Origin of the sequence: Rahnella sp. PCH160 (assembly GCF_047784855.1) — a bacterium.
In the GTDB taxonomy this organism is placed as follows: domain Bacteria; phylum Pseudomonadota; class Gammaproteobacteria; order Enterobacterales; family Enterobacteriaceae; genus Rahnella.
Genome location: NZ_JBLOGT010000002.1, coordinates 361260 through 387503, shown reverse-complemented (window position 1 = coordinate 387503; position 26244 = coordinate 361260). Strand labels below are relative to the sequence as shown.

Below are 26244 nucleotides of genomic sequence, written 5' to 3'. Positions count from 1 at the left end.
AGAAGAATATGGAACACAAACGCACTGAATCTTCCGCCGCCAACCTGCCGGTGCGCGTTAAGAACGAACTGGTTTTCCGCCAAATCACGGTAAAAAGCGTTGAAACGGTTTCCGGCTGTTTTAAACGCATTGTATTGAACGGCGATGAACTGAAAGGTTTTAAATCAGGTGGCTTTGATGACCACATCAAACTGTTCTTCCCGGCCAGTCCGGGCGACGTGATTGCGCCCCCTGTGGCCACGGAAGAGGGCATTGTCTGGGGTGATGGCCCGCGTCCGGTGAACCGTGAATACACGCCGCTGCATTTCGACGCGCAAACCAACGAACTGACACTGGATTTTTATATCCACGACGGCGGCGTAGCCAGCGAATGGGCCGACAATGCCAAACCGGGCGATAAACTTATTATTGGCGGGCCGCGCGGTTCCCTGATTATCCCGACAACATACCGGTGGCAGCTGTATCTTTGCGATGAGACCGGCCTTCCGGCGGTGAAGCGTCGTCTGACAGAACTGAAACAGGCCACGTCAGAATCCAAAATCACTGTGCTGGTGAAAGTGAAAGACGTGAGCTGCATCAGTTATCTGGATGAAGAAAAAGATTTCAACGTCGAGTGGATCGTCAGCGATGAGCATAACGGCTATCGCGAAGACGATGCGGTTGTGCAGAAACTGAAAAGTCTGATGCTGCCGGAAAATGATTATTACGTCTGGGCCACCGGTGAAGGAAAATTCGTGAAAGGCCTGAATGATTATTTCACGCAAACCTGTGGGCTGGACGCAAACTTTGTCCGCTGCGTGGCGTACTGGCACGCGAAATAATTTTCTGCGCCGGTACTGATATACCCTATAAAGCGTGACGGAATAATCATCCCGCAGAAAACAGAACGCAATTTTCTCTGTTATCTGCGGTTTTTTATCTCTGTCGCCACTAATTAATACTTTGTTGCAACTGCCGCGCAAATCATTACGGCAGCCGCCCTGAACGCCATTATTTATTATTTCTGCCATCATTATAATTCTTATGACAAATTCTGAATCTTTATTCAAAGGAATGGTTATGAAATTAAAAAGCCTGAAAGGGCGCTGGCGGGCGCTTTGTCTGTTACCTCTGCTGTTAGCCGGATATTCGTCCTTCAGCGCCGCCGCTGATCCCGCAGCGCCTGCAAGGGAGGTTGTCAAACCGGTGATGTCCTGCGCAAAACTTGCCGACGTTTCGCTGACGGACATCGGCGGCGAAGGCAGCCGGATCACTACCGCCAAAGAAATCACCGTGAACGGCGCACCGGCCTGTGAAGTCGATGGTCATCTGCATCCGGCGATAGGTTTTCAGGTGATCCTGCCGGTTTCTTCGTGGCAGCAACGTTATATGCAAATCGGCTGCGGCGGCCTTTGCGGAAATATTCAGCTGCAAATCGGCGCGGCAGCCGGTTGTACGCCCTTAAATACCAACGGTTTTGTACTGGCCGCCACCGACATGGGCCATTCCATGAAGGAAGGCGATTTTGGCAAAGATCCTCAGAAACGCGTGGATTTCGCCTACCGCAGCCAGCATCTGACGGCGGAAGTGTCGAAAAAGCTGATCACGGCGTTTTATGGCCGCGCGCCTGCGTATTCCTATTTCAACGGCTGCTCGGACGGCGGGCGTGAAGCCCTGATGGAAGCGCAGCGTTTCCCGCATGACTTCGACGGGATTATTGCCGGTGCTGCCGCGATGAATTTCCAGTCGCAAAATGCGGTTTATCACGCCTGGCAGGCGCTTTCCAATACCGGCCCTGACGGCAAACCGGTGCTGCTGGCCGCGCGTTTGCCGCTGATCCACAACGCCGTGCTCAAACAATGCGACGCGCCGGATGGTCAGGCCGATGGCCTGATTGCCGACCCGCAAAGTTGTCATTTCGACACCTCGGTTCTGGCGTGTAAAACCAACCCGACCACACCGCAGGAAACGTGTTTATCCACCGCAGAGCTGACGGCGCTGAACCGGTTGTATGCCGGGCCGGTGGATCCGAAAACCGGTAAAAAACTGATTGTCGGCGGGCCGATGCCGGGGTCAGAACTGGCGTGGGAAGGCGTCTTTGTGCCGGAAAAAACCAGCGATCCGATTTTCAGTCAGATGATTGCACTGTCATCGCTTAAATACATGAATTACGAAAAAAACCCGCCAGAGAACTTTACGTTAAAAGACGTGAAATTCACCGAAGCGGCATTTGACGAACTGCGCAAAATGCATCCGCTTTATGACGCTACCAATCCTGATCTGACGGCGTTTAAAGCCGCCGGCGGTAAGCTGATTATCTGGCACGGGTGGGCGGATCAACATATTTCACCACTCAATTCCGTGGCTTATCATCAGGCCGTCGGTAACGTCATGGGTGCAGCCAGCCGCGATCAGTTTGAGCGTCTGTATCTGCTGCCCGGCGTGCATCACTGTTCCGGCGGTGAAGGCCCGAGTCTGGTGGATTTCCTGACGCCAATGATGAACTGGGTGGAAAAAGGCGCTGCGCCGGACAACATCACCACATATCAGGCGGCGAAAGAGCAGAAAACGTCGTTCGGGCAACCTCTGCCGGAACGCGGTAAAAAACCAGAGACTGAAATCCGTCTGGAGAAAATTCCGGCAGATGCCGCTTCACGCCCGGTTTTCCCGTATCCGGATTACGCGGTATACAGCGGTAAAGGCGATGTTAATTCTGCTGCCAGCTATGTGCGAAAAGCGCTGGCGACGCAGCCTGCGGCCTATCACTGGCTGGGCGAAGATTTCTATAAGCCTTTTACTTTCATGAATTAATACCATCGCAAAAGCGCTCCCCTTCGAACGTGAAGGGGAGATTGTGATCGGGGGCTTAACCCGTTATCTTTAGGGGATATCTTTACGCAATATTAAACCTGGTTCTGATGAAAAATAATCCTCTGGGCAACGACCGTCCTCCCGCCGGGTCCGGCAACAAAGCAAACTGTATCGCTGCGAAAAAACACCGTCGCGAAAGAATGTTCGAAACCGGTGATATCCGTTTATTGATGCTGCATTTTCTGCAACAACGTTCCGCCCACGGTTATGAACTGATCAAAGCCATCGAAGAGTTATCCAAAGGGGAATACACCCCGAGCGCGAGTATTATTTATCCGAATCTGACTTTTCTGGAAGATCAGGGATTTGTTGTGGCGAATCAGGAAGAAGGCGGGAAGAAGCAATATACGATCACCGCTGAAGGTGTTGAGCTGCTCAATAAGCAAGACGAATTACTCACGACGGTAATTGAGCGGCTGCATTCGCTGGCGATCCTGTCCAATAACCGCAGTATTCCTGAGATGCAAAGGGCGATTAATAACATCCGCTCGGCGCTGAATTTGCGGCTGGCGAAGGGGCCCATCGAACAGGAAACGCTATATAAAATTACCGATGCGTTAGATCGCGCAACCAAAGAAATTGAACGCAGCTAGAATTGAGTGCCGTCAGAGTTGAAAATAAACAGCCCCCGGCGTCATGCAGGGGGCTTTTTGGTGATAGCCGCTTGGTCTTAATGACCCCAGCGACTTCTCAGGTAACGCACGGCGTCCTGCGTTTGCGACTGGTTGAGGTAGTTTTCCCTGAACAGAATGGTGCCGCTGATGCCCGGTAACGATTCGTTCATGTCGAGCTGTTTTTTCAGCTCCGGCACGCCGCCGTTGGTGGTCCATTCCGGCTCATTCTTCGACGGTTCGCCCACTTTATACAGCGCAATGCCGATATACAGACGCGTGTTATTCGGCTTCACAACGTCCGCCCACCATTTCGCCAGCACGTCATAACGTGCCGCCTTGCGGGAAAACGGCCAGTAAAGCTGCGGCGCAATGTAATCGAGCAGACCTTGTTTCACCCAGAGGCGGGTATCGGCATAGGCTTCGTCGTACGCCGCCGCGCCGCGGGTATCTGAACCGGCGGGATCAAACGACAGATTCCGCCAGACACCTGCCGGGCTCACGCCAAATTCAACGCCCGGTTTCAACTGGCGCACGGTGCGGGAAACCTGTTCGATCAGCTGCTGGGTATTGTGACGACGCCAGTCTGCTTTGGAGCTGAACCCCTGACCGTATTTTCTGAAAGTCATGTTGTCGTCGAGCGCGGAGCCCGGCGTTTCTGCATAGAAATAGTCGTCAAACTGCACGCCATCGACCGGATAATGCGCAACGACTTCGGCCACGATGCTGGTGATCCAGTCGCGGGCTTCGGGAATACCGGGGTCAAGCACCAGACGGTCGCCTGCGGTACGGATCCAGTCGCGGTGTAAAACATAAACGCTTGCCGGGCTGAGTGACAATGTGCGATTAAGTTCGGCAATGGTTGAAGGTTTGGTATTCACCGACACGCGGTACGGGTTGAACCACGCGTGAACTTTCATGCCGCGCTTGTGCGCTTCATCGAGCATAAATGCCAGCGGATCGTAACCCGGATTCTCGCCAATCGTGCCGGTCAGCATATCGGACCACGGTAAGATTTTGGATTGCCATAGCGCGGTGCCGTCCGGCTTAACCTGGAAGAATACGGTATTGATGCCCAGCGATTTCAAGTTATCCAGTTTGTCGGTCAGGGATTTTTTCTGCTGACTGATCCGCAGGGCGGGGCTGCTGACATTCACCGAAGACACCGGCGGCCAGTCGAGACGGGAAACGGTCGCCAGCCAGACACCCCGCACCGGCGCTTTATTTTGTTCGCCTTTTGGCACCAGAGGTTGTTTCGCGACCGGAGTTAGTGGCGTGACCAGCGATTTTGGCGGTGTGGATGAACAGCTCGCCAGTAGCAACGCCATGGCAATAAGAACGCCTGACTTTTTAGCCGGCGTTGCCGAGGTCAAAATACGGGAAGAAGCGATGATAAACTCCGGGACTTTCATGTCGTTTTTCGAATAAAAACATTCTCGTAGTATTCGAATTAAAGTCAACCTGTCAGGCGTTTATCATCGCATCTGGCATGATCCCGATGCGGTAAAAATACCGTCTAATCGTGCTCAGGCCACGGCGTCAAAATTTCATAGCCGTCTTTGGTCACCGCCACCATGTGTTCCCACTGCGCGGATAACGAGTGATCTTTAGTGACCACCGTCCAGCCGTCGGGCAGCACTTTGTTCTGCTTTTTACCGGCATTCAGCATCGGCTCGATGGTGAATAACATGCCTTCCTGCAAAACCAGACCGCGATTCTGCTCGCCATAATGCAGCACCTGTGGGTCTTCGTGATATCCCATACCGATGCCGTGACCGCAGTATTCTTCCACGATGGAAAACCCTTCGCGTTTCGCGACGGCGGCAATGGCGTAACCCACGTCACCCAGCGTTGCGCCGGGGCGGACGACTGCAATCCCGGCCATCATCGCTTCATAGGTCGTGTCCGTCAGGCGGCGGGCGAGAATGCCAGGTTCACCGGCGTAATACATACGACTGGTGTCGCCGTACCAGCCGTCTTTGATCAGCGCGACGTCGATGTTGACGATATCGCCTTTTTTCAGCGCTTTGTCGGACGGAATACCGTGACAAATCACATGATTAACGGAGGTACAGGTGGTTTTTTCGTAGCCGTGATAACCGATATTGGCCGGGATCGCCTGCAATTCATTGACGATAAAATCGTGGCAGATGCGGTCGAGTTCATTGGTGGTAACGCCGGGCACAACGTAAGGCGTGATCATATGCAAAACCCGGGCGGCCAGTTTGCCTGCGATGCGGGCTTTGCTGATACCTTCCGGCGTTTTGATCATCCGGTTGTTGTTAACAAAATACGCGCTGTCTAAACCATTATTCATTACTTGCCTTCCTGTGTGTGCCGCCCACGTTTAACAGCGTACGAAAACTGTCGGTGTTCTCATCGGATTCCATGCTGCAACGCACCAGCAGCCGGGAAATTTCGCTGTGGGTCATGTCCGGATGGGTTTCCATTAACATGCCAATTTTCATCCAGTGTTCGGCCTGCGCATTGATCGAACGCGTATAAGCCAGACTGGCGATGCGTAAGTTTTCATGCATCAGTTCTGAAATCTTGATGATGCCCATAAGCTTGCCTCGGTAGTATACGAAACGTATATGTTTTATATACTATCCGGAAAAAAGCCGCGATTCAAGCCATGCTGCCCATGACACCTTTTCACCGTTGACGTATATTGTGAACGCTTTCAATTCTTTATCGTATAAATCACATCAAAAAGGTTCACATGAAATCTACAAGCAAGTTACTTATTGGCCTTGTCTGTGTCATGGCGCTTTCTGGCTGCGCGCGTACCGAGCCGGTATTAACGCCGCATACCACACTGACCACGCATAATTCAGAAACTCAGGTCAGAGCCGCTATTATCGACGCCGGGCAAAAACGCGGCTGGATAATGACCGATGGCGCGCCGGGTGTAATTAACGGTCATCTGAACAACCGTGAGCACAAAGCCGATATTCGTATTATCTACAGCACGACCGGTTACACCATTAATTATGTCGGCAGCTCCAACCTGCTGGCAGAGAAAGGCGAAATCCACCGCAGCTACAACCATTGGGTGAATAACCTCGATAACGATATCCAGGTTCGCCTGGCATCCAGCACCACGAAATAAGGTGTATTTGGATTAAGTTATTATTCATGACTGACGGGCGCTCATAAAAAAACCTCCGTTAAAAAGCGGAGGTTTTTTATTTCAGAACGGTACTTGCCGGATTGTTACTGATTTTGATCACCGGGGGTGAATACGCTATCGCGAAGTGACTATTAAATCAGCACTACCGGCACACTTTACCGTCGGACATCACCAGCGTCATTTCTCCGTGCCAGAATTCGGCGAGGAAGATTTCACTGATCTGAGTTACGCCCAGTGAAGCCACTTTTTCATTCAACCAATCTTCATCTTTCTGAATGGCGTCCAGTTCCGAGTACCTGATTCTGCCATCTTTAATCAGTATTACCGACGGCATATCCGCGCCGTCGCAGACCGCGGTAATCTGACCGCCCGGTTCGATTTGTGCATATTTCAGGTTCTGGAAAGAATGGATCCCCTGGGCATGTAACTGGGAGGCGACGTTCAGGATATCAATCTTGTTTTTTCTTTTTAGTATGTTTTCCATAATAAATTTCCCATCCTTAATAATAGGGATGGGGTTACCAATGGCGAATGACCGAAAGATAAAAAATCTTTTGCTGACTGCGTTTAGCAGTGAGATCAGCATAACGCCGATAATGAGCACAATAATATACTGGTACAGCGGGATCACGTCGTTGTAGATGACGCCACCGATAATTCCACCCAGGACAAAGTTGCCGATAAAATCGACGGGCGTCATCTGAGAGAGTTGTGTTTTCCCCGAGAAATTCAGGTGTGAAATGACGATCAAAAAACCCAGTACGAATTTTGCCAAGACTAAAAGATAATATTCCATCCGGTTCCGTTCCCCCATTTATAATTCAATAATGTAGCATATTCAATTCAGGTATTCAGTGGCTCACAGGTTTTGATTGATATCCCAACAATATCTTGCCGCGCTTTCAGTCAAATATGTTGTTACCTCTCATTAGGACGTATTTTTGCGTGCGCAAACGGTCTGTTTTTGTGTAGGATCAGCACATAAAAATATCATGAGCTGGAGAATTATGGCTTCGCTGAAAGAAGTGGCCCAATTGGCCTCAGTTTCGCTGATGACGGTGTCGCGCGCCATTAACGAGCCACAGAGACTCAAACCGGAAACGCTGGCACGGGTGCGGGAAGCGATCGATGCACTTAACTATGTGCCCGATTTTTCAGCACGAAAAATGCGCGGGAAAAGCAGCAAAGTCTCCACTCTTGGCGTGCTGGCGCTGGACACCGCAACCACGCCATTCTCCGTCGAACTGCTTTTGTCCATTGAACTCACCGCCCGCGAATTTGGCTGGAGCAGTTTTCTCGTCAGCATTACTTCAGAAGCTGACTGCGAACGCGCTGTCAGCCAGCTTCTTTCTCAACGCCCGGACGGCATCATTTTCACTACTATGGGGCTGCGCGAGGTGAAAATCCCGTCGCGCCTCATCGATAAAAATCTTGTGCTGGCCAATTGTATCTGCCCTGAACATGCACTTCCGGGTTACATTCCTGACGATTTCGGCGGGCAGTATCAGGCCATGAAATTGCTTTTGCGTAAGGGATACCGGCACCCGTTGTGCTTTTATTTGCCCGGATCGATTCCCGCCGGGATCCGCCGCCGCGCTGGCGCCGAACAGGCCTGGCGCGAAGCCGGAATGCCTGCGGGACAACTTCGCCAGTTTCATATGGAACCCGGCGATGAGCATTATCGTGACGTTGTGCAGATACTGGAAAGATTTACCCCCGAGGCTAAACCCGACTTTGATGTGCTGATTTGTGGCAATGACCGCATTGCTTTTCTGGCTTATCAGGTGTTACTGGCGAAAGGGATTAAGATCCCGCAGCAGGTTGCCGTGCTGGGGTACGACAACATGGTCGGTATCGGCGATTTATTTATCCCGCCGCTGACCACCGTTCAACTGCCTCACCGTGAGATTGGCCGTGAGGCGGTGTTGCATCTTATCGAACGGCGCTCCAACCAGGGGCTGATAAAAATCGTTTCCCCTGTACTGGAGCGCGCGTCTTTATAACGTGTTTTCTTTATTACTTCCTGCCAAATCAGCCTGCGCTTAGCGACCACAAGTCACCCTGAATCAAGATCGCTTTGCCGTTGCTGGCAAAGAGGGAAAGGGCGCGCTGGTCGGGTTGCGGGTAAATTCTGCTGCTGAACGTGGCTTCTCCCTGATTAACGAAAACTTCCACAGATGAGCGGTCGATGAAAATACGTAAATCAAGCAGGTGGTTCTGCGCCAGCGCGACGCTGCGGACATCTTTGATCCCGTGCGCCGGGAAGTTTCTTTCCAGACAAAGTCTTTTCGTCTGAGCATCTGCAAACAGGCATACACCTTCACCCAGTGTTATGCCGAAGCGTTCAGCATCTGAGGCGTTAAGATCCCATTGCGTGATGATCTCCACGGCCTGCGCGTTTTCCATCAGATGCCGGAGATCATTATCGAGTACACACGGCGCGATCGGGTAATGTTGACGGCGCAGCGTCTCCATTTCATTCACTGGCATCATGCGCACTTTGCCATCGCGCAGTGTCAGTTCACGCGGCAATGTCATGCAGCCCGCCCAGCCTTCTGCTTTTGACGGCATCACTGATTCCCACATGTCCATCCACGCCATAACAATCCGCCGCCCATCCGCCGCTGTAAATGACTGCGGTGCGTAGAAATCATGACCGTGATCCAGTTCGGTGAAGCCTTGCGTCATCGCGAAGTCCTGGCCCGGTTGCCACGTCCCGCGCAGGCAGCCGCTCTGGAATAAGTTCTGATAATCATAGCCTTGCGCTTTGATGCCTTGCGGAGAACACATCAGAATATGTTCATCGCCCAGCGGGAAGAAATCCGGGCATTCCCACATATACCCGGTGTTGCTGTCCGCTTTGGCCAGTACGCGATCCAGCACCCAGCTTTGCAGACTCGTTCCTTTATAAAGCAGTACCTGCCCGCAGTCGCAGTCATCGCGCGCGCCGATCACCATCCACCAGCAACCGTTCTCGCGCCACACTTTCGGGTCACGAAAATGCATGATTTTGTCCGGTGGAGTGAGTATCACACCCTGCTTGGTGAAATGAATGCCATCCTCACTGGTGGCCAGACATTGCACTTCGCGGATCGCACTGTCATTACCTTCGCCACTTAGCCAGACATGGCCGGTGTAGATCAGGCTCAGTACGCCGTTGTCATCCACCGCGCTGCCGGAGAAGCACCCATCACGGTCGAACTCTTCGCCCGGCGCCAGCGCAACCGGCTGATGTTGCCAGTTCACCATGTCTTTGCTGGTGGCGTGCCCCCAGTGCATTGGCCCCCAGTTTTCACTGAACGGATGGTGCTGATAAAAAGCGTGGTAAACACCCTGATGATAAATCAGACCGTTCGGATCGTTCATCCAGCCAGCCGGTGGTGCAAGGTGAAAGAGGGGATAGAACGCCTCGCCGCGTTTTGTTACTGCATCCTGCAAATCGTTTTCAGCACGTTCAAGTCGCTGTTTCATAGGTTTTCGCCCTTTTTAAATTCCATTGAAGAGGGAGTCCGGCACTTGTCACCGGTAAGAAGGAAAGCGGAAATCAGCGTGAGGCACAGAACCAGTGCGCTCATGATCATGTAAGTGTCGGCGAAGCCGATCATGTCATAGCTTTTGCCCGCCAGTGGCGAAAACACACTGGCGCAGACCTGCGTAATGAACTGGAAACCCACCAGATACAATGTGGCCGAAAGGCGCGGGTCGAAACGTGTGGTGATGTACTTAAACATGGCGATCAGCAGAATCGGCAATTCCACGGCGTGCAGCAGTTTCATGCAGGAAATCGTGACGGCATCGGCCGCCAGCCCCGATCCAAAGACGCGCAGAGCCATAATCAGGCCACTGAGTAACAGACCGTTTTTTGCCCCCAGTTTGTTAACCACAAACGGCGCGAGGAACATCCCGCCCGCCTCCAGAAATACCTGGAATGAATTCAGGAATCCATACATCTCGTTGCCGTTTCTGACGTCCGGGAAAAGTGATGAGAAGTACACAGGGAACTGCTGGTCATAGACGTTGTAAACGCTGACGCCGGTGACAAATACGATCAGCGCCCAAAAGCGGGGGAGACGGAACAAGTCGATGGCATCGGAAAACCGGAGATTGCCGGGTTTTCCGTACTCAAGCTGGTTAAGCGCATCGGTTTTGACTTCGCGCAATCGCCACACCAGAAACAGGAAAACCAACGCGGAGCAGGACGCCATCCAGAAATTAAGATTGGGATTGATGTTAAACAGCATTCCCGAGAAGAACGTTGCCGCCGCCCAGCCCAGCGATCCCCACATTCTGGCTTTACCAAATTCAAAGCCTAAAATGCGGCTGACGCGCTCGGTGTAGGACTCCAGCGCACCAATCCCGGCGAAAAATGTTGCGCCGACATAAAGTCCGCCCGCCAATGCACCCGCCAAAATATTGACCTGCAACAGCGGCGCAAAGACAAAGATGAAAAAGGGGCCACTGAGCAATAACAGAAAGCCAATCGCCCAGAGCAGGTTTTTACGTAAGCCCAGCTTATCCTGAATAAAACCGTACAGCGGTTGTGCGCAAAGCGCCGTCAGGGCGATGGCGGAAAATAATAATCCGGTGTCAGCCCCCTTCAGCCCAATTTTCTGGCTCAACCAAAGTGAAATGAGCGAAAAGGCAGATGACCAGGTGTAAAAGAAACAGAAAAGTAATCCGCTCAGCAATGTGTAGGGACTTCGGTTGCTATTCTTCATGTGTGTGTCCGTTCGTTTTCGAATGTGCAGGCCACATTGTTAACGTTAACTTCTCGCTTTTCACAGACGTAATGCAGTAAATTTATGATGTTAATCACAAGTGTTAACGTTAACATAATTGAGGTGTGATCTGAACCACATTTTTTGTGCTGACTTTCAACCTATCAGGGTTTACGCATCACAGAAGGCCGGGCAGGGTACGCAGAGCAACGGAGTCAGCGAACAAATTCTTGTTGTGAAACATCTGACATCCCGTGCAGGCCATATTCGACCATCGCCATGTAAACGGCAAAGTAATTCAGCACCATTTGCATGAAGGACAGATGCAGAACGATAGTGTTATTGGTGGTATCAAGTATCAGCAGGCCACCGGCCTCGGCCGCTTTCAGACATCGCTTGATGTGTGAGCGGGAAACACCACATTTTAGCGAAGCCCTCAGGTAGTTATACTCGATCATCGGGCTCTTCTGTCGGATGCTTTCGACGTACAAATCCATCAGAATCATGTGCCCTGCATCCCTGAAAATGAACTCCTTACAATCTGGTACCATATCGAATAAATAGATCTGATTGAGGGTGATTTCCGAGTATTTGCGGAAATATTCAGCGTTGAAATTTTCCATTTTCAGACAACGTGAAACATCGAAATCTTTGTACAACATGCCATACGGGATCACCATGGTGTTAATTAACGCGCGGGTCTCATCCAGCGCTTTGGAAGTCACCGTATAGTTTAACTTTCGTTTATCCAGCGGGTCTTTTTTTACATCCATTCTCCCACCCACGCGAATAAAAAGCAGGAATGAGTCAACCGTATTGTCGCTGATTAAGCCCGTTTTCTTACAGAAGTCTTTCACATGGCGAAGCGTCGGATATTCTGTCGTGAAAAAATAGGCCATGATTGCTGAGCCGATAATAAAACGATTTGCTTTAAAAATAACCTTAAAATAGAGCGGTTTAGTCAGGTAAAGTCGGAACAGAAGTTTGTAATGTTTCTGCATCACTGACTCGATATCCTTATGTGATTTAATCTCTTGCGCACGATGAGAAATTAAATCTCTGAGTTTTTGTTCGGTTTTCATTTCGATGCTTACTTCGCCTGGTGTCATATTATAAATTAAAAAATATCGCAATTATTTTTTAGTATTAATCTAAAGCATGTTTATAAACAGTTTAGGATGCTATATCGCGATATTGAGTGTTATGTGATTTCTGTAAAGTACAGAAGGGTCTGATATGCCCTTCTCAGTTTAATCTTAACACCACGTTAACGAATATGCTTGAGGGTTGACTTTATTTTACACGGTCGAATTTTTTTTAAAGGAATGAAGGGGTTATTATTTTTCTAATTTTAACTAATGGTTTCATTGAGTTATCACGGTTTTCTTCCGAGCGATTTTTATCGGTTGTTTCCCCAAAAAAAATTAACCACAAAAATGGACAGTGACTTAACAAACCCCGTGTGAGAATTTTCTTATCGCCAGGTTATTCCCGTTGATTCAGAAGTCCGGGTAAACAGGTAGGACCCTCTGGAGGGGGAATTACCGGCACGTTTCTTAATGGAATTTATAAGGATTTATCATGGATGAGTCACGTCATCAGTCCCTGCGCCACAACCTTTATCTTGGGCAACTTTGTAAAAAAAAGATTGCCGGGATACCGCATTTCTCACTGATACTATTGACTTTTTTATGCATCAACTCTGCCTGCGCAAATATGAGCGTCTATCCTATGGAAGTGGCGCTAAATAATCAGGGCGCGGCGCAGATTCAGACCTTATCCCAAAGCGGTGAGGCGCAATTTATTAAAGTCAGTATTAAGAAAATTGAACGCCCCGCAACACCCTTTGAAAAGGAAATATTGGTTGAGGATGCCGTCTCAACCTCGCTGATTGCCACGCCGGATAAGTTCGCGCTGGCCTCGGGGTCGCAACGTATTATTCGTCTTATCTCGTTACAGTCGCCTGAGAAGGAAACTGCCTGGCGCGTTTATTTCGAGGCTGTTGGCGCGCCCGACGAACTCAAAGATAAAGCGGGGCAGGATAATAAATTAACCAATCAGGTTGGCATCAATTTAGTCTGGGGTGTGCTGGTACATATTTTGCCAAAAAAATCGGTGTTATCCCTGCGTCAGTTAACCACGAGTGAAGTGAAAAATACTGGCACAGTGCGCATTGTTATTCGTGAGGTGGGTATCTGCACGCAGGGGAATATGAGCGGCAGTTGTCAGTGGAAAAAAGAACATGCCACAGTATACCCGGATGAAACGCTGAAATTTAAATCATGGACGGCTGCACAATTAAATTCCGCACATGAAGTCAGGATTAAATATGTTGATCAAAGTTCGAAAAGCCTGAATGAGTACGCTATCGAAAACACAGTCAGCATGTTCTAAGGGAATAACAACCTGTTTGTTATGAGACGGTTCATTAACGACGAGACGGTCATTTAAGACCATTACATGGATTTTCATGGAGCTAGAAATGCAAAAATTAATTAAACCCCTTTTCATCGCGACAGTATTAACGGCTGCATTTAATGCACAGGCTGTGCAGAAAGATATTACTGTTAATGCCAACGTCGATGCCACAGTGGATATGACTCAAGCGGACGGCACTGCCTTACCGGGCACTATTACTATGCAATATATTCCGGGCCGGGGTTTGTCTACCTATTCACTGGACACCAAAATCTGGTCTAACTCGTCTACCGCCGGCATTAATGTTGCGCTGGTCAGTGCTGCGCAGTTAAACGAAGCCGTAAGCGGCACCGCGGTACCGTTGAAAGTGACGCTGGGTGCGGATCTCAAACCGATCACCACCTCCCCGACGACGCTGACTTACGCCTCCTTGTTTCCAGCAGGGACGACGAACGGTTCTTCAGTACTGCCGTTGAAAATCTCTCAGTCAACCGTCGGTCAGCTGGCGACCGGCACCTATTCCGGCGTAGTCAGCCTGCTGATTACACAGGCAACATCGAGCTGATTTGCCGGAATTGACTGATCGATTATTTCGGGGGCAGTATGCCCCCTTATTATTCTTTTCAGCAGGACGCTGTAATGAAGGTTAATTTCCACGTTGTTTGCATCGCCTCTTTCATTACCCTGATCCCGTTTCTTTCTGCCCGTGCTGCCACACAGGTTCCGCCGGGTTTTGAATCGCTGGTAACCGGCCAGACTTTGTGGGTCAACCTTTCTGTCTACGGACAGTCGCTCGGACTTTTCGAAGCCACGGTTTCACTCGACACCGTCACCTTCCTGAAACCGGCAGACGTCGCGCACGCGGTTATGCAGCATTATCAAAAGAATACGCAGCAGGAAAAGCGTTTAGACAGCCTGATCCGTCAACCGCTGGTGCGCAACGGTAATCTGGCGTGCAGCAGTAATGGCGGGGTGGCCGGGTGTGACTATCTGGATACCGATACCGTCGCGCTTATCTACGATGAAAATAATGCCAAAGTTTCGCTGTTCCTCGGCCCGGAATTCATCCCGCTTTCTGCAGACAATGCCTCGCCGTATTACGAACAGACCGCAGAAACGGAAGCGGCATTTATTCATCAGCAAAATATCAATTTCGTGACCAACAGCGGTGACCAGTCTTTATCCCTGCAAGGCGCGGGCGCATTGGGATTGACTCAAAACAGCTATGCCGGTATCGACTGGGATTACCTTGCACAGAAATACCGTCAGCAAAACCATCAGGAAGTCCGTTTCAATAACGTCAACGTCTTCCTGCGCCGCGATCTGGGCAAACGGTATTACGTTCAGGCCGGTCGCATGGACTCGCGGGATATTTTCAGCAATGCCGGTGGAAACATCACATTAAGCCAGTTGCCGCTCGGCACTATCGAAGGCGCGCGCGTGGGCTCTACGCTGGCCTGGATTAACAGTTCGAAAGCCGTACAGGGGACGCCGGTAACCGTATTCATTACCCGTCCGTCGCGCATCGATGCTTATCGTGGTCAGCAACTGCTAGGCACTTTTTACCTGAATGCGGGCACACAAAACCTCGATACCAACGCGTTCCCGAATGGCAGCTACACCGTGACGCTCCGCGTGTATGAAGACAATCAGTTGTCGCGAACGGAACAGGTGCCTTTCAGCCGTACCGACAGTTCTGCCAGTCAAAACGTTGAATGGTTTGTTCAGGGGGGCGCTATCCCCGGGCGGGAGACGCAGAGTCACGGTGCAGATTCCCAAAATGGCGCCGATCGCCGGGTGATTCAGGGCGGGATCAAAGTCCCGCTGAACCTTGAGACCGCGCTGACCGGCGGTGTCGCGATGACTAACCGTCACCATTTTGTCGAAAGCGCGCTCGACTGGAGCCATGGATTCGACAACGCACTGCTCGACGGCATTCTCGCCACCCGCTTCAGCTACCTGAAGGGCAGCGAAGGCTCGCGCGGCAATATTCAGCAGGTTTCGTATAACGACGGTTTCTCTCTCAGTTTCTACCGCAGTGCGCTGTATGCGCAGGATTGCTACAGCAGCAATGGCGGGCAATATGGTTTCAGCGGCTGCTACCAGAGCAGCAGCCTGATGTTCAGCGTGCCGGTGAAAAGCTGGTACGTGAACGCCGGTTACAGTTCCAGCGAAAACGAAGGCCGCAATGTTATCCCTGCGCAGCTTGATGATAACGACGTCGTGCCGGTGTGGACACGTCGCAATATTTACAGCAAAACGCAGACCACCACATGGCAGGCGGGACTCGGGCGAGGATTCAGTCTCAGCGGGATCAACATTAACACCAGCGGCAATCTTTTTACGCGCACCAACAGCAGCGGAATGAAACGCGATAACGGCGGGTTCTTCTCCGTCTCGCTCTCCCGTGTCAGCACGCCGACGACTGATGCGCGATCGCACTACAGCTCACTGGGCATGACGTACCAGACTGACCGCAGCAATAAAAATCAGGTCGGCTATAACGTGGCACAAAACTGGTATTTCGATGCGCAGAATCAGCAGGAAATAGGGATTAATCTCAACGGAAGTCAGATGAACACCCTGAATGCGTCCGTCTACGGTAAAACCGGCGGCGAATACGGCAGCGGCAGTCTGGCGGTGAGTTCGGCGTCTTCGGGTTCGTCCGGCCAGCGCTACAGTAGCAGCGGCAGCTACAACGCCTCATTGGCGGTGGGAAGTTCAGGCCTGTACTGGGGAAAATGGGGCAACGGTTTGCCCGGTGCCGCGGTCGGGCTGGACGTCGACAGTACCGATGACAGCCGTGATACCCGCGTGGATGTCTCGGTAGACGGTGCCGGCAGCGCCAGCCTGCACGGCACCGGCCGCACGCTGTTCAGCCTTCCGGCTTATACGCAAAGCACTATCAGCATCAATGATTCGGTTGAATCTACTGCCGGTATGCGCAGTGAAATCACGCAGGGTGCCGGACGACGCACGCTGTTTATCTCGCCCGGCCGGATGCTGGTGGGCAAGGTGAATATCGTTTCACGTTACACCTATCTCGGCAGGCTGATGCTTAATCAGCAAACCCCGCTTGAAGGCGCAATTCCGCTCAATGTTGTCAGCTGGTCAGGTTTAGGGCAGGGGGGATTTACCGCCGAAACCGATCACCGCATGAAGGATCTGTATATGGCGCGCGGGATGCAAATGTATCGCTGCGAAATGAAAGTACAAAGTACGCATGATGTCGTGCGCTATGTCGGGAACAGTGACTGCCAGACCATCGATCTCGCCTCGGTGCCACAGAACGTTCAGCAGCAGGCGAAAATGCTGATCGCCACACGCCGTTCTGACGACGTGCCACTTGCCCGCGAGCAATTTTCCGGGCAGGAATCACAATAAGGATTTTGTATGAAAATAAAATTGCTCACCGCTCTGGCGCTGGCGTGGTTGATGACCGGCCTGCAGGCGAATGCGGCATCGCTCGTGCCGTCAGGACGCAATACCAGCGTCGCCGTGACCTTTGACCGGATGTCAGTTCCGGCCCGGTTGCCCATCTGGATAAATGAAAACGGCGGTTATGATAGCAATGACGCGCCTAAATGGGGGCGAAACACGCTGGTATGTCAGTCCCGCACCAGCAATCAGTACGGAGCCTGCCCGAATTTTCCCGTCTGGCTGGAGGCGACCCCCTCGCCATATCCGGTGCCTGTCACTTTTACAGAAAGCACCACCAGGCAGACGCTGGTACTGAATGTCTATCTCACCAAACGAAGATCGTTGAATAACGTGGTGGTGGAATCAAACCTTGTTCCGCTGAATGCGTTTGGTGGTGCAGTTACGCCGCGTAGTGATGGGACGGATTATTCTGCCTATATGCCATCATCCGAGCTGAGTAAGTTTCCTTCTGCAGGTTCATGGAGTGCGACGCTGAAGATGTCCCTGATGCAGTGGCCTGTAACCTGTACCGGTAACTCGCAGAATATCACCGTCGGGTGTACCAACGTGACAAAGCTAGGTGACTGGATTGCCACCCTGGCGTTTAAGGTCACGGATTACGGCAATCAGCAGATCTATTTACCAGAATTTGGGAATGCGGCCGCTCAGGTTGATCTTGGGCTGAAAATTTTCCCCGGCGGACGCGGCACAACGGCTGTAACAGGCAGCCGTTCACTGGATATGTGTTTATACGATGGCAATAATTCGGACAGCAACCAGGTCAGTTTAATTTTTCAGGACGAAGGCGCCGCTGCACCCTCACGGGCCACCGGGCTGTTTTCGTTATATCGCAATGGCGGGAATAAAAATCTGGCACAAGACCGTCTGGATTATTCGATTGAAGTGATTAATCCATTAACCAAAGCACGGCAGGTGGTCGAAAACGGCAGTGAGATCATCTGGAGCGGCACCAACAGAGGCGTATTACGCCGGGTTGTTTTGCCGGGGCAGAGCAATTCCGTGTTATGTGTTCCCGCCCCCATGGCGTTAATTACGCCATCTTTCACCTTGTCGTCGAAAACAGCAGGGCGTTATCGTGGAACACTGAGAATTATTTATACCCCGACAACGCAATAACCCCATTAAAATCATGCAGTCACTCATTAAAACGGGTGGCTCAATCGTTATGGATAAAGGCTTTATACAGGTGAAGACTGTTCCTGAGGTTGAGTTTTTTAACCAAATTTGCCTGATAACTGTAGAGTGTTTTGGGATTTTTACGGGTTACTCTCGCCACACCTTCAATGGAACCGTTCGCGAATAAACAACATAAGAAGATAATTTCATTTTCAGTGAGCGCTTTGTTTACAGGATTTGAAAATGGTTCGACGTTCTTATTCGTGTTAATAATTCCGTTCATTACGTTAAGGATGGTTTGAGACGGCAGGTTTTTATCGATAAAGAAGTCTGCTGTGATGCGGTCAGGATTGTAACTCACCCGATTTTTCTTGAAATCCGAAAAGAAAATTAACGTTACGCCATGCTTCCTCTTCATATAGGCCAGGTATTCAATTTGCGTGATTGCCGAAAGGAAGTGTGTGGGTAAGTCGAAAATAACAAACGGCACAGGTTGTAATTCCCCGGTCGGGTTATTAAAGAGACTCTCTGCCTCACCTGCGTCTTTATAACAATCAATAATGTAATCACCCAAAAGTGACGATAATCCCTGCTGATGATACGTAGATTGGTCTATGTATATAACATTCATTTTATTATTCCCTTATGATTTCATTGGTCATGATATCGTTGAGGATGATTAATTTGAATGTCCATTTTTGGTGTTAATATTGTAAGTGTTTCGTGTCATTCGGAAGCTATAACGGTAAATTATTTACCGTTGTTTACATATCCCATGAAAACCTGATCCAGATCATCCTTTTTGTGTCATAAGTCATTATTCTTTAAGGGAATCACTTATCAATAAAGGACTAAAGAATGAAGGGTTTTTTTGCAATAACGGAGCCTAAACGCCGCAGATATGGTGTTGCCCTGTTTGTGGGTATTATTGCCGGCATCATGTCTGCATTCGTAAAGTGGGGTGCTGAAGTCCCGCTACCTCCCCGAACTTTTTCGGGTGGTCGTGATGAGTTCAATCCTCCCTTTCTTTTCTTAAGAGATTATTTAGGTATTGACCCGACTCATACTGTTTACCAATTCTCAGAACATATCATTAATCCGGTACATATTACCCATATTATATTTTCTTTGGTTTTCGCTGTGGGTTATTGCCTCGTTGCCGAAGTATTCCCTAAAGTAAAATTATGGCAAGGTGCGCTGGCCGGTATTATTGCAACGGTCGCAGTGCATTGGATAAGCTTCCCTCTGATGGGTCTTTCGCCGTCGTTGACGAATATACCTTTTGATGAGTATTTGTCTGAATTAATCGGGCATATCTTCTGGTTCTGGGCGATTGAAATGATCCGACGTGATTTGCGAAATCGCATAACGCATGAACCTGATGCTGAAGTGCCTCTGAATTCGCCCTTCCGTTAAACGCGCATATATAAAAAAGCCGCGATCAGGCGGCTTTTCTCTCACTGACACAGCCAATTAAAATTAAATGACCGACACCTTACTGGCTCATTGCGTCTTTTTTCATGGCATCTTTCTTCATTGAGTCTTTAGACATCTTGTCTTTCGACATGCAGTCTTTGCCCATGCTGTCTTTTGCCATGGTATTTTTGCTCATACTGTCCTTTTTCATGCAGTCTTTGGACATATGGCCCATGGTGTCTTTCTTCATCATTGCGTCAGCGGCATAGGTGGTGCTCACTGCGCCCATCATCAGACAGGCAGACATCATCATTACGGTTAACTTTTTCATCGGGTATTCCTTTTCTCTGAGGGGTTTTATTGCATTCGTCGTCGTGTGTTCTAACTTCCACCAAACCAGTTGTAGCCCTGATCTTCCCAGTAGCCACCGGTGAATTTATTGGTAATTTCAATGACTTCTATGTGTTTGGGGTTCTTGTATCCGAGCTTGGTTGGCATCCTGAGTTTCATCGGGAAACCGTACTTGCGCGGTAAAATCTGTCCGTCATACGTCAGCGCCAGCAGCGTTTGCGGATGCAGCGCTGTCGCCATATCAATGCTGGTGTAATACTCGTCGGCGCATTTGAAACTGACGTATTCCGCCGTGAGGTCTGCGCCAATCAGCCGTAAAAAATCACCAAACGGTACGCCGCCCCATTTGCCAATCGCACTCCAGCCTTCCACGCAGATATGCCGCGTCACCTGGCTGACCTGCGCCATTTTGTAGAGGGTGGGCAGTGACCATTCGCGTTTATCCAGCGCCAGACCGGCGATTTTCAGGCGATAGGCCAGCCCGTCGACTTCCGGAGCGTCGTCTTCGGCGTAAAATGCGTTAAACGGAAACGGGCGGGTGATCATGGATTCGGCATACACCGGCGCGAGGCGCGTTGAGCCAAACAGCCAGCCCTGCACGCGGTCGTTGAAGCCGGAGATTTTCCCCAGTGCCGTTTCCACGCTGGCGTTATCGCTGATGTCGCAGCCGGTCAGCATGGCGACGCCGCCGAGCGTCAGCCCGCGTTGTAAAAACAAGCGGCGTGAGGGCGCGTCCAGTTCGCGGATAATCTGTTTTTTGGCTTCCTGCACAATCGCTTCGCTGTCTGATGTGCTGAAAATCTGAACGATACTTTTTTTGATTATGTTCTTCATATTCAGCCCTTAACGTCCGCGGATCATGGCGATCAGCGTTTTCGGCACCAGCGCCACCATCACTAAATGCAGCACGACAAACCCGACCAGCGACGCCATCGCTAAAAAGTGCACGTATCGCGCCGTGTCAAAACCCCCCATCAGTTCACGCAGTAAAGGAAACTGCACCGATTTCCACACCACCAGCCCGGAAAGCACCAGCACAATGCCGTCGAACATCACGAACACATAGGCGGCGCGCTGCACCATGTTGTAGTGGCGTAAATCGTTGTGTTGCAGCTTGCCGCGCAGGGCAGCACGTAAATCGTTGAAGATGCCGCGCGGCGTCAGCGGCCAGAATTTTTGTTTCATCCGGCCGGTAAAAATGTTCATCAGCAGATAAAACAGACCGTTGAAACCAAACAACCACATGCCGGCGAAATGCCACTGGATCGCGCCACCCAGCCAGCCGCCAAGGGTGAGGGTGGACGGAAAATCAAAATCAAACAGTGGGGAGGCGTTATAAATCTGCCAGCCACTGGTCACCATAATCAATACCGCCAGCGCATTCAGCCAGTGCGCAAGACGCAGCCATAAAGGATGGACCGTGGCTGGTTTTTGCCCTGCGACCTGGGGTAACTCGGTATGAATTGTCATGATGCGTTTCCGCCATCTGCCCTGTGATGTGGCGAGTATTGAGCGGATTTGTTCCCCGAGACCTCACGCAAAGTTAAATAAAATGTGATAACTCAAGGGGCATTGCTTGTGTAGACTCAAACGATACGAGGAAGCTACGCGCGGGGATGACAATATGGATAAAACGAAAAAAATCCTGATCGTTGAAGACGACGGGGATATTGCTGAATTACTCAGCCTGCATCTGCGCGACGAAGGTTACGAAATTACACATGCGGCTGACGGCAATCTGGGCGTTGCCCATCTGGAAAAAGGCGGCTGGGATGCCTTAATTCTGGATCTGATGTTGCCCGGCGTGGACGGGCTGGAAATCTGCCGCCGCGCCCGCAACATGACGCGTTACATGCCTGTCATCATTATCAGCGCCCGTTCCAGCGAAGTGCATCGTGTGCTCGGGCTGGAACTGGGCGCCGATGACTATCTGGCGAAACCGTTCTCGATGCTGGAACTGGTGGCGCGGGTGAAAGCGCTGTTCCGCCGTCAGGAAGCGATGAGCCGCAACCTGAAAATGGATGCCGGGACGCTGAGTTTTGCCGGGCTGGTCATCGACCCGATTGCGCGCGACGTGGTGCTCAATCATCAGCCGGTGGAACTGACGCCGCGTGAGTTTGACCTGCTGTATTTCTTTGCCAAAAACCCCGGCAAAGTGTTCTCTCGTCTCAGTCTGTTAAATCAGGTCTGGGGCTATGAACACGAAGGGTATGAACATACGGTGAACACCCATATCAACCGGCTGCGCATCAAGATAGAAGCCAATCCGGCCGAGCCGGAACGCATTCTGACCGTGTGGGGGAAAGGCTACAAATTCGTGTCTTCTGCGGAAGAGTCACAAGGGTAAATCATGAAAAATCTCACGCTGGCACAAAGACTGACTCTGGTATTTACGGTGCTGCTGATCGCCTGCTGTGCGCTTTCCGGCTATATGCAGGTGCGCTCGAGCAATCAGTACAGCCAGTCGGTGATCCAGCGGCTGTCAGCGAATCTGGCGACGCAGATTGCGGCGAATAATCCGCTGCTCAGCCAGGGTGACTGGGATCCGAAAGCCGTGCACGGGCTGTTTAATCAGCTGATGGCGGTGAACCCGAGTGTGGAAGTGTATCTGCTGGATAAAGACGGCAATATTGTCGGCAACGCGGCACCAGCGGGCAGACTTCAACAGCAAAAAATCGATTTATCGCCGGTAAATGCGCTGTTACAGGGCGCGAAAATGCCGGTTTACGGCGACAATCCGCGCGATCCGCATACCCGTCAGGTGTTCTCGGCAGCTCCGCTGAAAGAGAACGGCGTGACCAAAGGTTATGTCTACATTGTGCTGCTCGGCGATGAATACACCGCGCTGACCAGCGACGCGCAATATCAGTCGTCGATTGCGCTGGCGCTGCGGTCTATGGGGCTGGTGGCGCTGTTCGGTTTACTGGCCGGGGCGCTGGCGTTTCGCTGGGTGACGCGTCCGGTGCGTAAACTGACGCAACAAATTGCGCAGCTCGACAGCGGCGGAATGGAGGCCATTCAGCAGCTTGCGAAAAGCCCTGCGCCTGCCGGTGCGCCGCGCGATGAAGTGTCGCAGTTGCAACAGGCGTTTGTCGCACTGGCCAAACGCATCGACCAGCAGTGGCAAAGCCTGATGGTACAGGATCAGCAGCGCCGAGAATTTATCGCTAATATTTCCCATGATTTGCGGACACCGCTGACCTCACTGCACGGCTATCTGGAAACGCTGTCGGTGAAATCCGATCACCTGAGTAACGAAGACCGGCAGCGGTATCTGAATATCGCGCTGACGCAAAGTAAAAAAGTCGGGCGTCTGGCGCAGGAATTATTTGAACTGGCGCGGCTGGAATATGGCGTGGTGAAACCGCAGAAGGAGCCGTTTTCCCTGAGCGAACTGGTGCAGGACGTTTTCCAGAAATTTGAGCTGGCGACCGAAACACGCGGGCAAAAATTACTGGCGGACATCACGCCGGGCATTCCGCTGGTGAATGCCGATTTGGGCATGATTGAACGCGTACTGACGAACTTGTTGGATAACGCCATCCGCCACACGCCGGAGGGCGGCGTCATTGAGATCAAACTGTGGAAAAATGGCGAACAGGTGATGGTTCAGCTGAAAGACACCGGGCCGGGCATCGCGCCGGAACTGAAAGACAGCTTGTTTGTACGGCCTTCGATCCTCAGCACCAACAAACACCGCGCGGGCGGGCTGGGGCTGATGATTGTGCGCCGCATTTTGCAACTGCACGGCGGGGATATCCGGCTTATTGAGCAACAAAAACAGGGCGCGTGTTTCCAGTTTTCTGTTCCATTATAAATTCTCTTCTTTTTAATTTTCGTTACGCTGTGACCGGCGTAACGAAAATACCCTGCTTTATTGTCATAAAGTTATTATTATGTATTCCTGAGTGTTAAATAATAAATTAACTTTATAACGTAAACCAAAAAGGTTTGGCCTGTATATTTAAACGGTACTTTTTGATTTATATTCAGGCCGATATATTGACCACGACGAATAAAAACTTTCTCATTATTGCGTGGAATATATTATGTCTAAGAAAGAAACCCACTCTCAAAATCATAAAGTGCACGATCTGCGCTCCGCTATTGAATTCCTTGAAAGCCTGCCAGGCGAAATGGTCAGTACTGATGTGGAAGTTGATCCGCATGCGGAACTGTCCGGCGTTTACCGTTATGTCGGTGCCGGCGGGACCTGCGAACGTCCGACCCGCAAAGGCCCGGCAATGATGTTTAACAACATCAAAGGTTTTCCGGGCGTGCGTGTCGTCACCGGCCTGATGTCGACCCGCGAACGTGTCGGCCATCTGCTCGGCTGCGCGCCTGAAAAACTCGGTTTTCTGCTGAAAGACTCCGTGAAAAACGCCATCGCGCCTGTCGTTATCGACCGCGGCACAGCACAATGCCAGGAAGTTACCTATCTGGCCGATGACCCGAACTTTGACCTGCGCACCTTACTGCCCGCGCCGACCAACACTGAAGAAGATGCCGGTCCGTATTTCACCATGGGCATGTGTTACGCGTCTGACCCTGAAACTAAAGAATCCGATGTCACCATTCACCGCCTGTGTATTCAGAGCCGCGACGAACTGTCCATGTGGCTGACACCGGGCCGTCATATCGACGCCTTCCGCGAAAAAGCCGAACGTGCGGGGAAACCGCTGCCGATTTCTATCAGCATTGGCGTGGATCCGGCGATTGAAATTGCGGCCTGCTTCGAGCCACCGACAACCCCGCTCGGCTTCAACGAACTGAGCATTGCCGGGGCTTTGCGCGGTAAAGCAGTTGAACTGACGCACTGTGTTTCTATCGACGAAAAAGCCATAGCGCACGCTGAAATTGTGATCGAAGGCGAACTGCTGCCCAATGTGCGCGTGCGCGAAGATCAGAACACTAATACCGGCAAAGCGATGCCTGAATTTCCCGGTTATACCGGCGAAGCGAAAGCCGCGCTGCCGGTGATTAAGGTGAAAGCGGTCACGCACCGTAAAAACCCCATCCTGCAAACCACATTGGGCCCAAGCGGCGAACACGTCAGCATGGCCGGTATTCCGACCGAAGCCAGTATTCTGGATATGATCGACCGAGCGATGCCGGGCCGCGTGCTGAACGTGCATGCGCACACGTCCGGCGGCGGTAAGCTGCTGGCGGTACTGCAATTTAAGAAAGCCTCTCCGGTTGACGAAGGTCGTCAGAGACAAGCTGCGCTGCTGGCATTTGCCGCTTTCTCTGAGCTGAAACATGTCATTCTGGTCGATGAAGATGTGGATATTTTCGACACCGACGACATCCTGTGGGCGATGCAAACCCGCTTCCAGGGCGACGTGGATATTGCGACCATCCCCGGCGTGCGCTGCCATCCGCTTGATCCGTCCCAGAATCCGGCGTACAGCCCGAGTATTCTGCAGGAAGGGATGTCATGCAAAACGATCTTCGACTGCACCGTACCTTTCCATCTGAAAGCGCATTTCGAACGTTCTAGATTTAAAGAAGTTGATGTGAAGAAATTCTTACCTGACTTTAAATAACAGGCACGTTACGCAGTAATTAAGGATTTGACATGAAACAACGGCGCATAATTGTGGGGATCAGCGGTGCTTCAGGATTTCAATACGGAATGAAAGCTCTGGAAATATTGCGTGATATGGATATCGATGTGCATCTTATTATCAGTAAGGGTGCCGAAATGACGCGGAGCATGGAAACGGATATTGAAAGAGAAGAGGTCACCTGTCTGGCTGACGAAGTTCACTCCATTAACAATCTGGGGGCTTCTGTTTCCAGTGGTTCATATAAAACCATCGGAATGATTATTGCGCCGTGCTCAATGAATACGCTGGGATCTATCGCTCACGGTTTAACCAGTAATTTACTCACCCGTGCGGCGGATGTTGTGTTAAAAGAGCGGCGCAGATTGGTGCTGATGGTCAGGGAAACCCCGCTTAATCTTTCACATCTGAAGAATATGCAATCGGTGACAGAAATGGGCGGAATTATTTTCCCGCCGGTTCCGGCTCTCTATCACAAACCTGAAAGCGTGGATGACATTATTCACCACAGCGTGGCACGCGCTCTGGATTTATTTGATCTGGACGTCGCGAATATTAAACGCTGGGGCGAAAGCTGAGTGATAAATTCTTTGTGATAAATACCCAAAACAGCCTCTCAAATT

General features: G+C 51.0%; 25 protein-coding genes. 14 read left to right on the top strand and 11 right to left on the bottom strand.

The window, feature by feature from the left end:
• Positions 1-8: 8 nt before the first annotated feature.
• The 3 genes from ACM5QY_RS24685 to ACM5QY_RS24675 all read left to right on the top strand — a co-directional run bounded on the left by ACM5QY_RS24685 (position 9) and on the right by ACM5QY_RS24675 (position 3443).
• The gene (locus ACM5QY_RS24685) at positions 9-821 is read left to right on the top strand and encodes a siderophore-interacting protein (protein WP_416123282.1); all 813 of its coding nucleotides are present in this window, start codon (positions 9-11) and stop codon (positions 819-821) included.
• 238 nt (positions 822-1059) lie between these two features.
• Positions 1060-2790 carry a tannase/feruloyl esterase family alpha/beta hydrolase gene (locus ACM5QY_RS24680; protein ID WP_416123281.1) on the top strand — a complete coding sequence of 577 codons (1731 nt, stop codon included), beginning with the start codon at positions 1060-1062 and terminating at the stop codon, positions 2788-2790.
• A gap of 107 nt (positions 2791-2897) precedes the next feature.
• The gene (locus ACM5QY_RS24675) at positions 2898-3443 is read left to right on the top strand and encodes a PadR family transcriptional regulator (protein WP_416123280.1); all 546 of its coding nucleotides are present in this window, start codon (positions 2898-2900) and stop codon (positions 3441-3443) included.
• 77 nt (positions 3444-3520) lie between these two features.
• On the opposite strand, the gene ACM5QY_RS24670 is transcribed toward ACM5QY_RS24675, so the two are convergent.
• From ACM5QY_RS24670 to ACM5QY_RS24660, 3 genes are all read right to left on the bottom strand, one after another.
• Positions 3521-4873 carry a glycoside hydrolase family 10-like protein gene (locus tag ACM5QY_RS24670; RefSeq protein ID WP_416123279.1) on the bottom strand — a complete coding sequence of 451 codons (1353 nt, stop codon included), beginning with the start codon at positions 4871-4873 and terminating at the stop codon, positions 3521-3523.
• A 104-nt stretch (positions 4874-4977) separates the two neighbouring features.
• Positions 4978-5778: a type I methionyl aminopeptidase gene (map, locus tag ACM5QY_RS24665; RefSeq protein WP_416123278.1), complete on the bottom strand. Its 801-nt coding sequence runs from the start codon at positions 5776-5778 to the stop codon at positions 4978-4980.
• On the bottom strand, positions 5771-6025 hold the full coding sequence (locus ACM5QY_RS24660) for a ParD-like family protein (protein ID WP_104925134.1): 255 nt from the start codon (positions 6023-6025) through the stop codon (positions 5771-5773). The genes map and ACM5QY_RS24660 overlap by 8 nt, the downstream gene beginning before the upstream one ends.
• Positions 6026-6183: 158 nt before the next feature.
• Between ACM5QY_RS24660 and ACM5QY_RS24655 the strand changes: the two genes are divergently transcribed.
• Positions 6184-6573, top strand: a complete 390-nt coding sequence (locus ACM5QY_RS24655) for a hypothetical protein (protein ID WP_416123277.1) — start codon at positions 6184-6186, stop codon at positions 6571-6573.
• Between the two features lie 163 nt (positions 6574-6736).
• On the opposite strand, the gene ACM5QY_RS24650 is transcribed toward ACM5QY_RS24655, so the two are convergent.
• The gene (locus ACM5QY_RS24650) at positions 6737-7390 is read right to left on the bottom strand and encodes a DUF421 domain-containing protein (RefSeq protein WP_416123276.1); all 654 of its coding nucleotides are present in this window, start codon (positions 7388-7390) and stop codon (positions 6737-6739) included.
• Positions 7391-7601: 211 nt separating this feature from the next.
• On the opposite strand from ACM5QY_RS24650, the gene ACM5QY_RS24645 reads away from it, so the two are divergent.
• Positions 7602-8597, top strand: coding sequence for a LacI family DNA-binding transcriptional regulator (locus ACM5QY_RS24645; protein ID WP_416123425.1), 996 nt, complete (start codon positions 7602-7604; stop codon positions 8595-8597).
• A gap of 28 nt (positions 8598-8625) precedes the next feature.
• On the opposite strand, the gene ACM5QY_RS24640 is transcribed toward ACM5QY_RS24645, so the two are convergent.
• The 3 genes from ACM5QY_RS24640 to ACM5QY_RS24630 all read right to left on the bottom strand — a co-directional run bounded on the left by ACM5QY_RS24640 (position 8626) and on the right by ACM5QY_RS24630 (position 12394).
• Complete coding sequence (locus tag ACM5QY_RS24640; RefSeq protein ID WP_416123275.1) at positions 8626-10065, bottom strand: glycoside hydrolase family 32 protein; 1440 nt, start codon at positions 10063-10065, stop codon at positions 8626-8628.
• A complete protein-coding gene (locus ACM5QY_RS24635) occupies positions 10062-11312 on the bottom strand; it encodes an MFS transporter (RefSeq protein WP_416123274.1) in 1251 nt (416 codons plus the stop codon). The genes ACM5QY_RS24640 and ACM5QY_RS24635 overlap by 4 nt, the downstream gene beginning before the upstream one ends.
• A gap of 215 nt (positions 11313-11527) precedes the next feature.
• On the bottom strand, positions 11528-12394 hold the full coding sequence (locus ACM5QY_RS24630; RefSeq protein WP_416123273.1) for a hypothetical protein: 867 nt from the start codon (positions 12392-12394) through the stop codon (positions 11528-11530).
• A 499-nt stretch (positions 12395-12893) separates the two neighbouring features.
• Between ACM5QY_RS24630 and ACM5QY_RS24625 the strand changes: the two genes are divergently transcribed.
• The 4 genes from ACM5QY_RS24625 (at position 12894) to ACM5QY_RS24610 (ending at position 18287) form a co-directional block, all read left to right on the top strand.
• The gene (locus ACM5QY_RS24625; RefSeq protein ID WP_416123272.1) at positions 12894-13706 is read left to right on the top strand and encodes a fimbrial protein; all 813 of its coding nucleotides are present in this window, start codon (positions 12894-12896) and stop codon (positions 13704-13706) included.
• A gap of 88 nt (positions 13707-13794) precedes the next feature.
• Positions 13795-14295 carry a CS1 type fimbrial major subunit gene (locus tag ACM5QY_RS24620; protein WP_416123271.1) on the top strand — a complete coding sequence of 167 codons (501 nt, stop codon included), beginning with the start codon at positions 13795-13797 and terminating at the stop codon, positions 14293-14295.
• 74 nt (positions 14296-14369) lie between these two features.
• The gene (locus ACM5QY_RS24615; protein WP_416123270.1) at positions 14370-17114 is read left to right on the top strand and encodes a TcfC E-set like domain-containing protein; all 2745 of its coding nucleotides are present in this window, start codon (positions 14370-14372) and stop codon (positions 17112-17114) included.
• A 9-nt stretch (positions 17115-17123) separates the two neighbouring features.
• Positions 17124-18287, top strand: a complete 1164-nt coding sequence (locus tag ACM5QY_RS24610; RefSeq protein WP_416123269.1) for a CfaE/CblD family pilus tip adhesin — start codon at positions 17124-17126, stop codon at positions 18285-18287.
• A gap of 40 nt (positions 18288-18327) precedes the next feature.
• Here ACM5QY_RS24610 and ACM5QY_RS24605 read toward each other — a convergent pair whose 3' ends face one another.
• Positions 18328-18918, bottom strand: a complete 591-nt coding sequence (locus tag ACM5QY_RS24605) for a LuxR family transcriptional regulator (protein ID WP_416123268.1) — start codon at positions 18916-18918, stop codon at positions 18328-18330.
• A 227-nt stretch (positions 18919-19145) separates the two neighbouring features.
• On the opposite strand from ACM5QY_RS24605, the gene ACM5QY_RS24600 reads away from it, so the two are divergent.
• Positions 19146-19703: a YagU family protein gene (locus ACM5QY_RS24600; protein ID WP_416123267.1), complete on the top strand. Its 558-nt coding sequence runs from the start codon at positions 19146-19148 to the stop codon at positions 19701-19703.
• 79 nt (positions 19704-19782) lie between these two features.
• Here the strand turns inward: ACM5QY_RS24600 and ACM5QY_RS24595 are convergent, their stop codons facing one another.
• From ACM5QY_RS24595 to ACM5QY_RS24585, 3 genes are read right to left on the bottom strand one after another with little or no spacing between them, the layout of a single operon-like run.
• A complete protein-coding gene (locus ACM5QY_RS24595) occupies positions 19783-20034 on the bottom strand; it encodes a pentapeptide MXKDX repeat protein (RefSeq protein WP_416123266.1) in 252 nt (83 codons plus the stop codon).
• Between the two features lie 50 nt (positions 20035-20084).
• Positions 20085-20888: a molybdopterin-dependent oxidoreductase gene (locus ACM5QY_RS24590; protein ID WP_416123265.1), complete on the bottom strand. Its 804-nt coding sequence runs from the start codon at positions 20886-20888 to the stop codon at positions 20085-20087.
• Between the two features lie 9 nt (positions 20889-20897).
• A complete protein-coding gene (locus ACM5QY_RS24585; RefSeq protein ID WP_416123264.1) occupies positions 20898-21524 on the bottom strand; it encodes a cytochrome b/b6 domain-containing protein in 627 nt (208 codons plus the stop codon).
• Between the two features lie 154 nt (positions 21525-21678).
• Between ACM5QY_RS24585 and ACM5QY_RS24580 the strand changes: the two genes are divergently transcribed.
• From ACM5QY_RS24580 to ACM5QY_RS24565, 4 genes are all read left to right on the top strand, one after another.
• The gene (locus ACM5QY_RS24580; RefSeq protein ID WP_416123263.1) at positions 21679-22401 is read left to right on the top strand and encodes a response regulator transcription factor; all 723 of its coding nucleotides are present in this window, start codon (positions 21679-21681) and stop codon (positions 22399-22401) included.
• Between the two features lie 3 nt (positions 22402-22404).
• Positions 22405-23871, top strand: a complete 1467-nt coding sequence (locus ACM5QY_RS24575; RefSeq protein WP_416123262.1) for a sensor histidine kinase — start codon at positions 22405-22407, stop codon at positions 23869-23871.
• A gap of 232 nt (positions 23872-24103) precedes the next feature.
• A complete protein-coding gene (locus ACM5QY_RS24570; protein ID WP_416123261.1) occupies positions 24104-25600 on the top strand; it encodes a UbiD family decarboxylase in 1497 nt (498 codons plus the stop codon).
• Between the two features lie 32 nt (positions 25601-25632).
• Positions 25633-26199, top strand: a complete 567-nt coding sequence (locus ACM5QY_RS24565) for a UbiX family flavin prenyltransferase (RefSeq protein ID WP_416123260.1) — start codon at positions 25633-25635, stop codon at positions 26197-26199.
• Positions 26200-26244: the final 45 nt, after the last annotated feature.

Bases quoted from the DNA above. Each gene is read 5' to 3' on its own strand.
- ACM5QY_RS24685 (WP_416123282.1), top strand. From the start codon at position 9: ATGGAACACAAACGCACTGAATCTTCCGCCGCCAACCTGCCGGTGCGC.
- ACM5QY_RS24680 (WP_416123281.1), top strand. From the start codon at position 1,060: ATGAAATTAAAAAGCCTGAAAGGGCGCTGGCGGGCGCTTTGTCTGTTA.
- ACM5QY_RS24675 (WP_416123280.1), top strand. From the start codon at position 2,898: ATGAAAAATAATCCTCTGGGCAACGACCGTCCTCCCGCCGGGTCCGGC.
- ACM5QY_RS24670 (WP_416123279.1), bottom strand. From the start codon at position 4,873: ATGAAAGTCCCGGAGTTTATCATCGCTTCTTCCCGTATTTTGACCTCG.
- map (WP_416123278.1), bottom strand. From the start codon at position 5,778: ATGAATAATGGTTTAGACAGCGCGTATTTTGTTAACAACAACCGGATG.
- ACM5QY_RS24660 (WP_104925134.1), bottom strand. From the start codon at position 6,025: ATGGGCATCATCAAGATTTCAGAACTGATGCATGAAAACTTACGCATC.
- ACM5QY_RS24655 (WP_416123277.1), top strand. From the start codon at position 6,184: ATGAAATCTACAAGCAAGTTACTTATTGGCCTTGTCTGTGTCATGGCG.
- ACM5QY_RS24650 (WP_416123276.1), bottom strand. From the start codon at position 7,390: ATGGAATATTATCTTTTAGTCTTGGCAAAATTCGTACTGGGTTTTTTG.
- ACM5QY_RS24645 (WP_416123425.1), top strand. From the start codon at position 7,602: ATGGCTTCGCTGAAAGAAGTGGCCCAATTGGCCTCAGTTTCGCTGATG.
- ACM5QY_RS24640 (WP_416123275.1), bottom strand. From the start codon at position 10,065: ATGAAACAGCGACTTGAACGTGCTGAAAACGATTTGCAGGATGCAGTA.
- ACM5QY_RS24635 (WP_416123274.1), bottom strand. From the start codon at position 11,312: ATGAAGAATAGCAACCGAAGTCCCTACACATTGCTGAGCGGATTACTT.
- ACM5QY_RS24630 (WP_416123273.1), bottom strand. From the start codon at position 12,394: ATGAAAACCGAACAAAAACTCAGAGATTTAATTTCTCATCGTGCGCAA.
- ACM5QY_RS24625 (WP_416123272.1), top strand. From the start codon at position 12,894: ATGGATGAGTCACGTCATCAGTCCCTGCGCCACAACCTTTATCTTGGG.
- ACM5QY_RS24620 (WP_416123271.1), top strand. From the start codon at position 13,795: ATGCAAAAATTAATTAAACCCCTTTTCATCGCGACAGTATTAACGGCT.
- ACM5QY_RS24615 (WP_416123270.1), top strand. From the start codon at position 14,370: ATGAAGGTTAATTTCCACGTTGTTTGCATCGCCTCTTTCATTACCCTG.
- ACM5QY_RS24610 (WP_416123269.1), top strand. From the start codon at position 17,124: ATGAAAATAAAATTGCTCACCGCTCTGGCGCTGGCGTGGTTGATGACC.
- ACM5QY_RS24605 (WP_416123268.1), bottom strand. From the start codon at position 18,918: ATGAATGTTATATACATAGACCAATCTACGTATCATCAGCAGGGATTA.
- ACM5QY_RS24600 (WP_416123267.1), top strand. From the start codon at position 19,146: ATGAAGGGTTTTTTTGCAATAACGGAGCCTAAACGCCGCAGATATGGT.
- ACM5QY_RS24595 (WP_416123266.1), bottom strand. From the start codon at position 20,034: ATGAAAAAGTTAACCGTAATGATGATGTCTGCCTGTCTGATGATGGGC.
- ACM5QY_RS24590 (WP_416123265.1), bottom strand. From the start codon at position 20,888: ATGAAGAACATAATCAAAAAAAGTATCGTTCAGATTTTCAGCACATCA.
- ACM5QY_RS24585 (WP_416123264.1), bottom strand. From the start codon at position 21,524: ATGACAATTCATACCGAGTTACCCCAGGTCGCAGGGCAAAAACCAGCC.
- ACM5QY_RS24580 (WP_416123263.1), top strand. From the start codon at position 21,679: ATGGATAAAACGAAAAAAATCCTGATCGTTGAAGACGACGGGGATATT.
- ACM5QY_RS24575 (WP_416123262.1), top strand. From the start codon at position 22,405: ATGAAAAATCTCACGCTGGCACAAAGACTGACTCTGGTATTTACGGTG.
- ACM5QY_RS24570 (WP_416123261.1), top strand. From the start codon at position 24,104: ATGTCTAAGAAAGAAACCCACTCTCAAAATCATAAAGTGCACGATCTG.
- ACM5QY_RS24565 (WP_416123260.1), top strand. From the start codon at position 25,633: ATGAAACAACGGCGCATAATTGTGGGGATCAGCGGTGCTTCAGGATTT.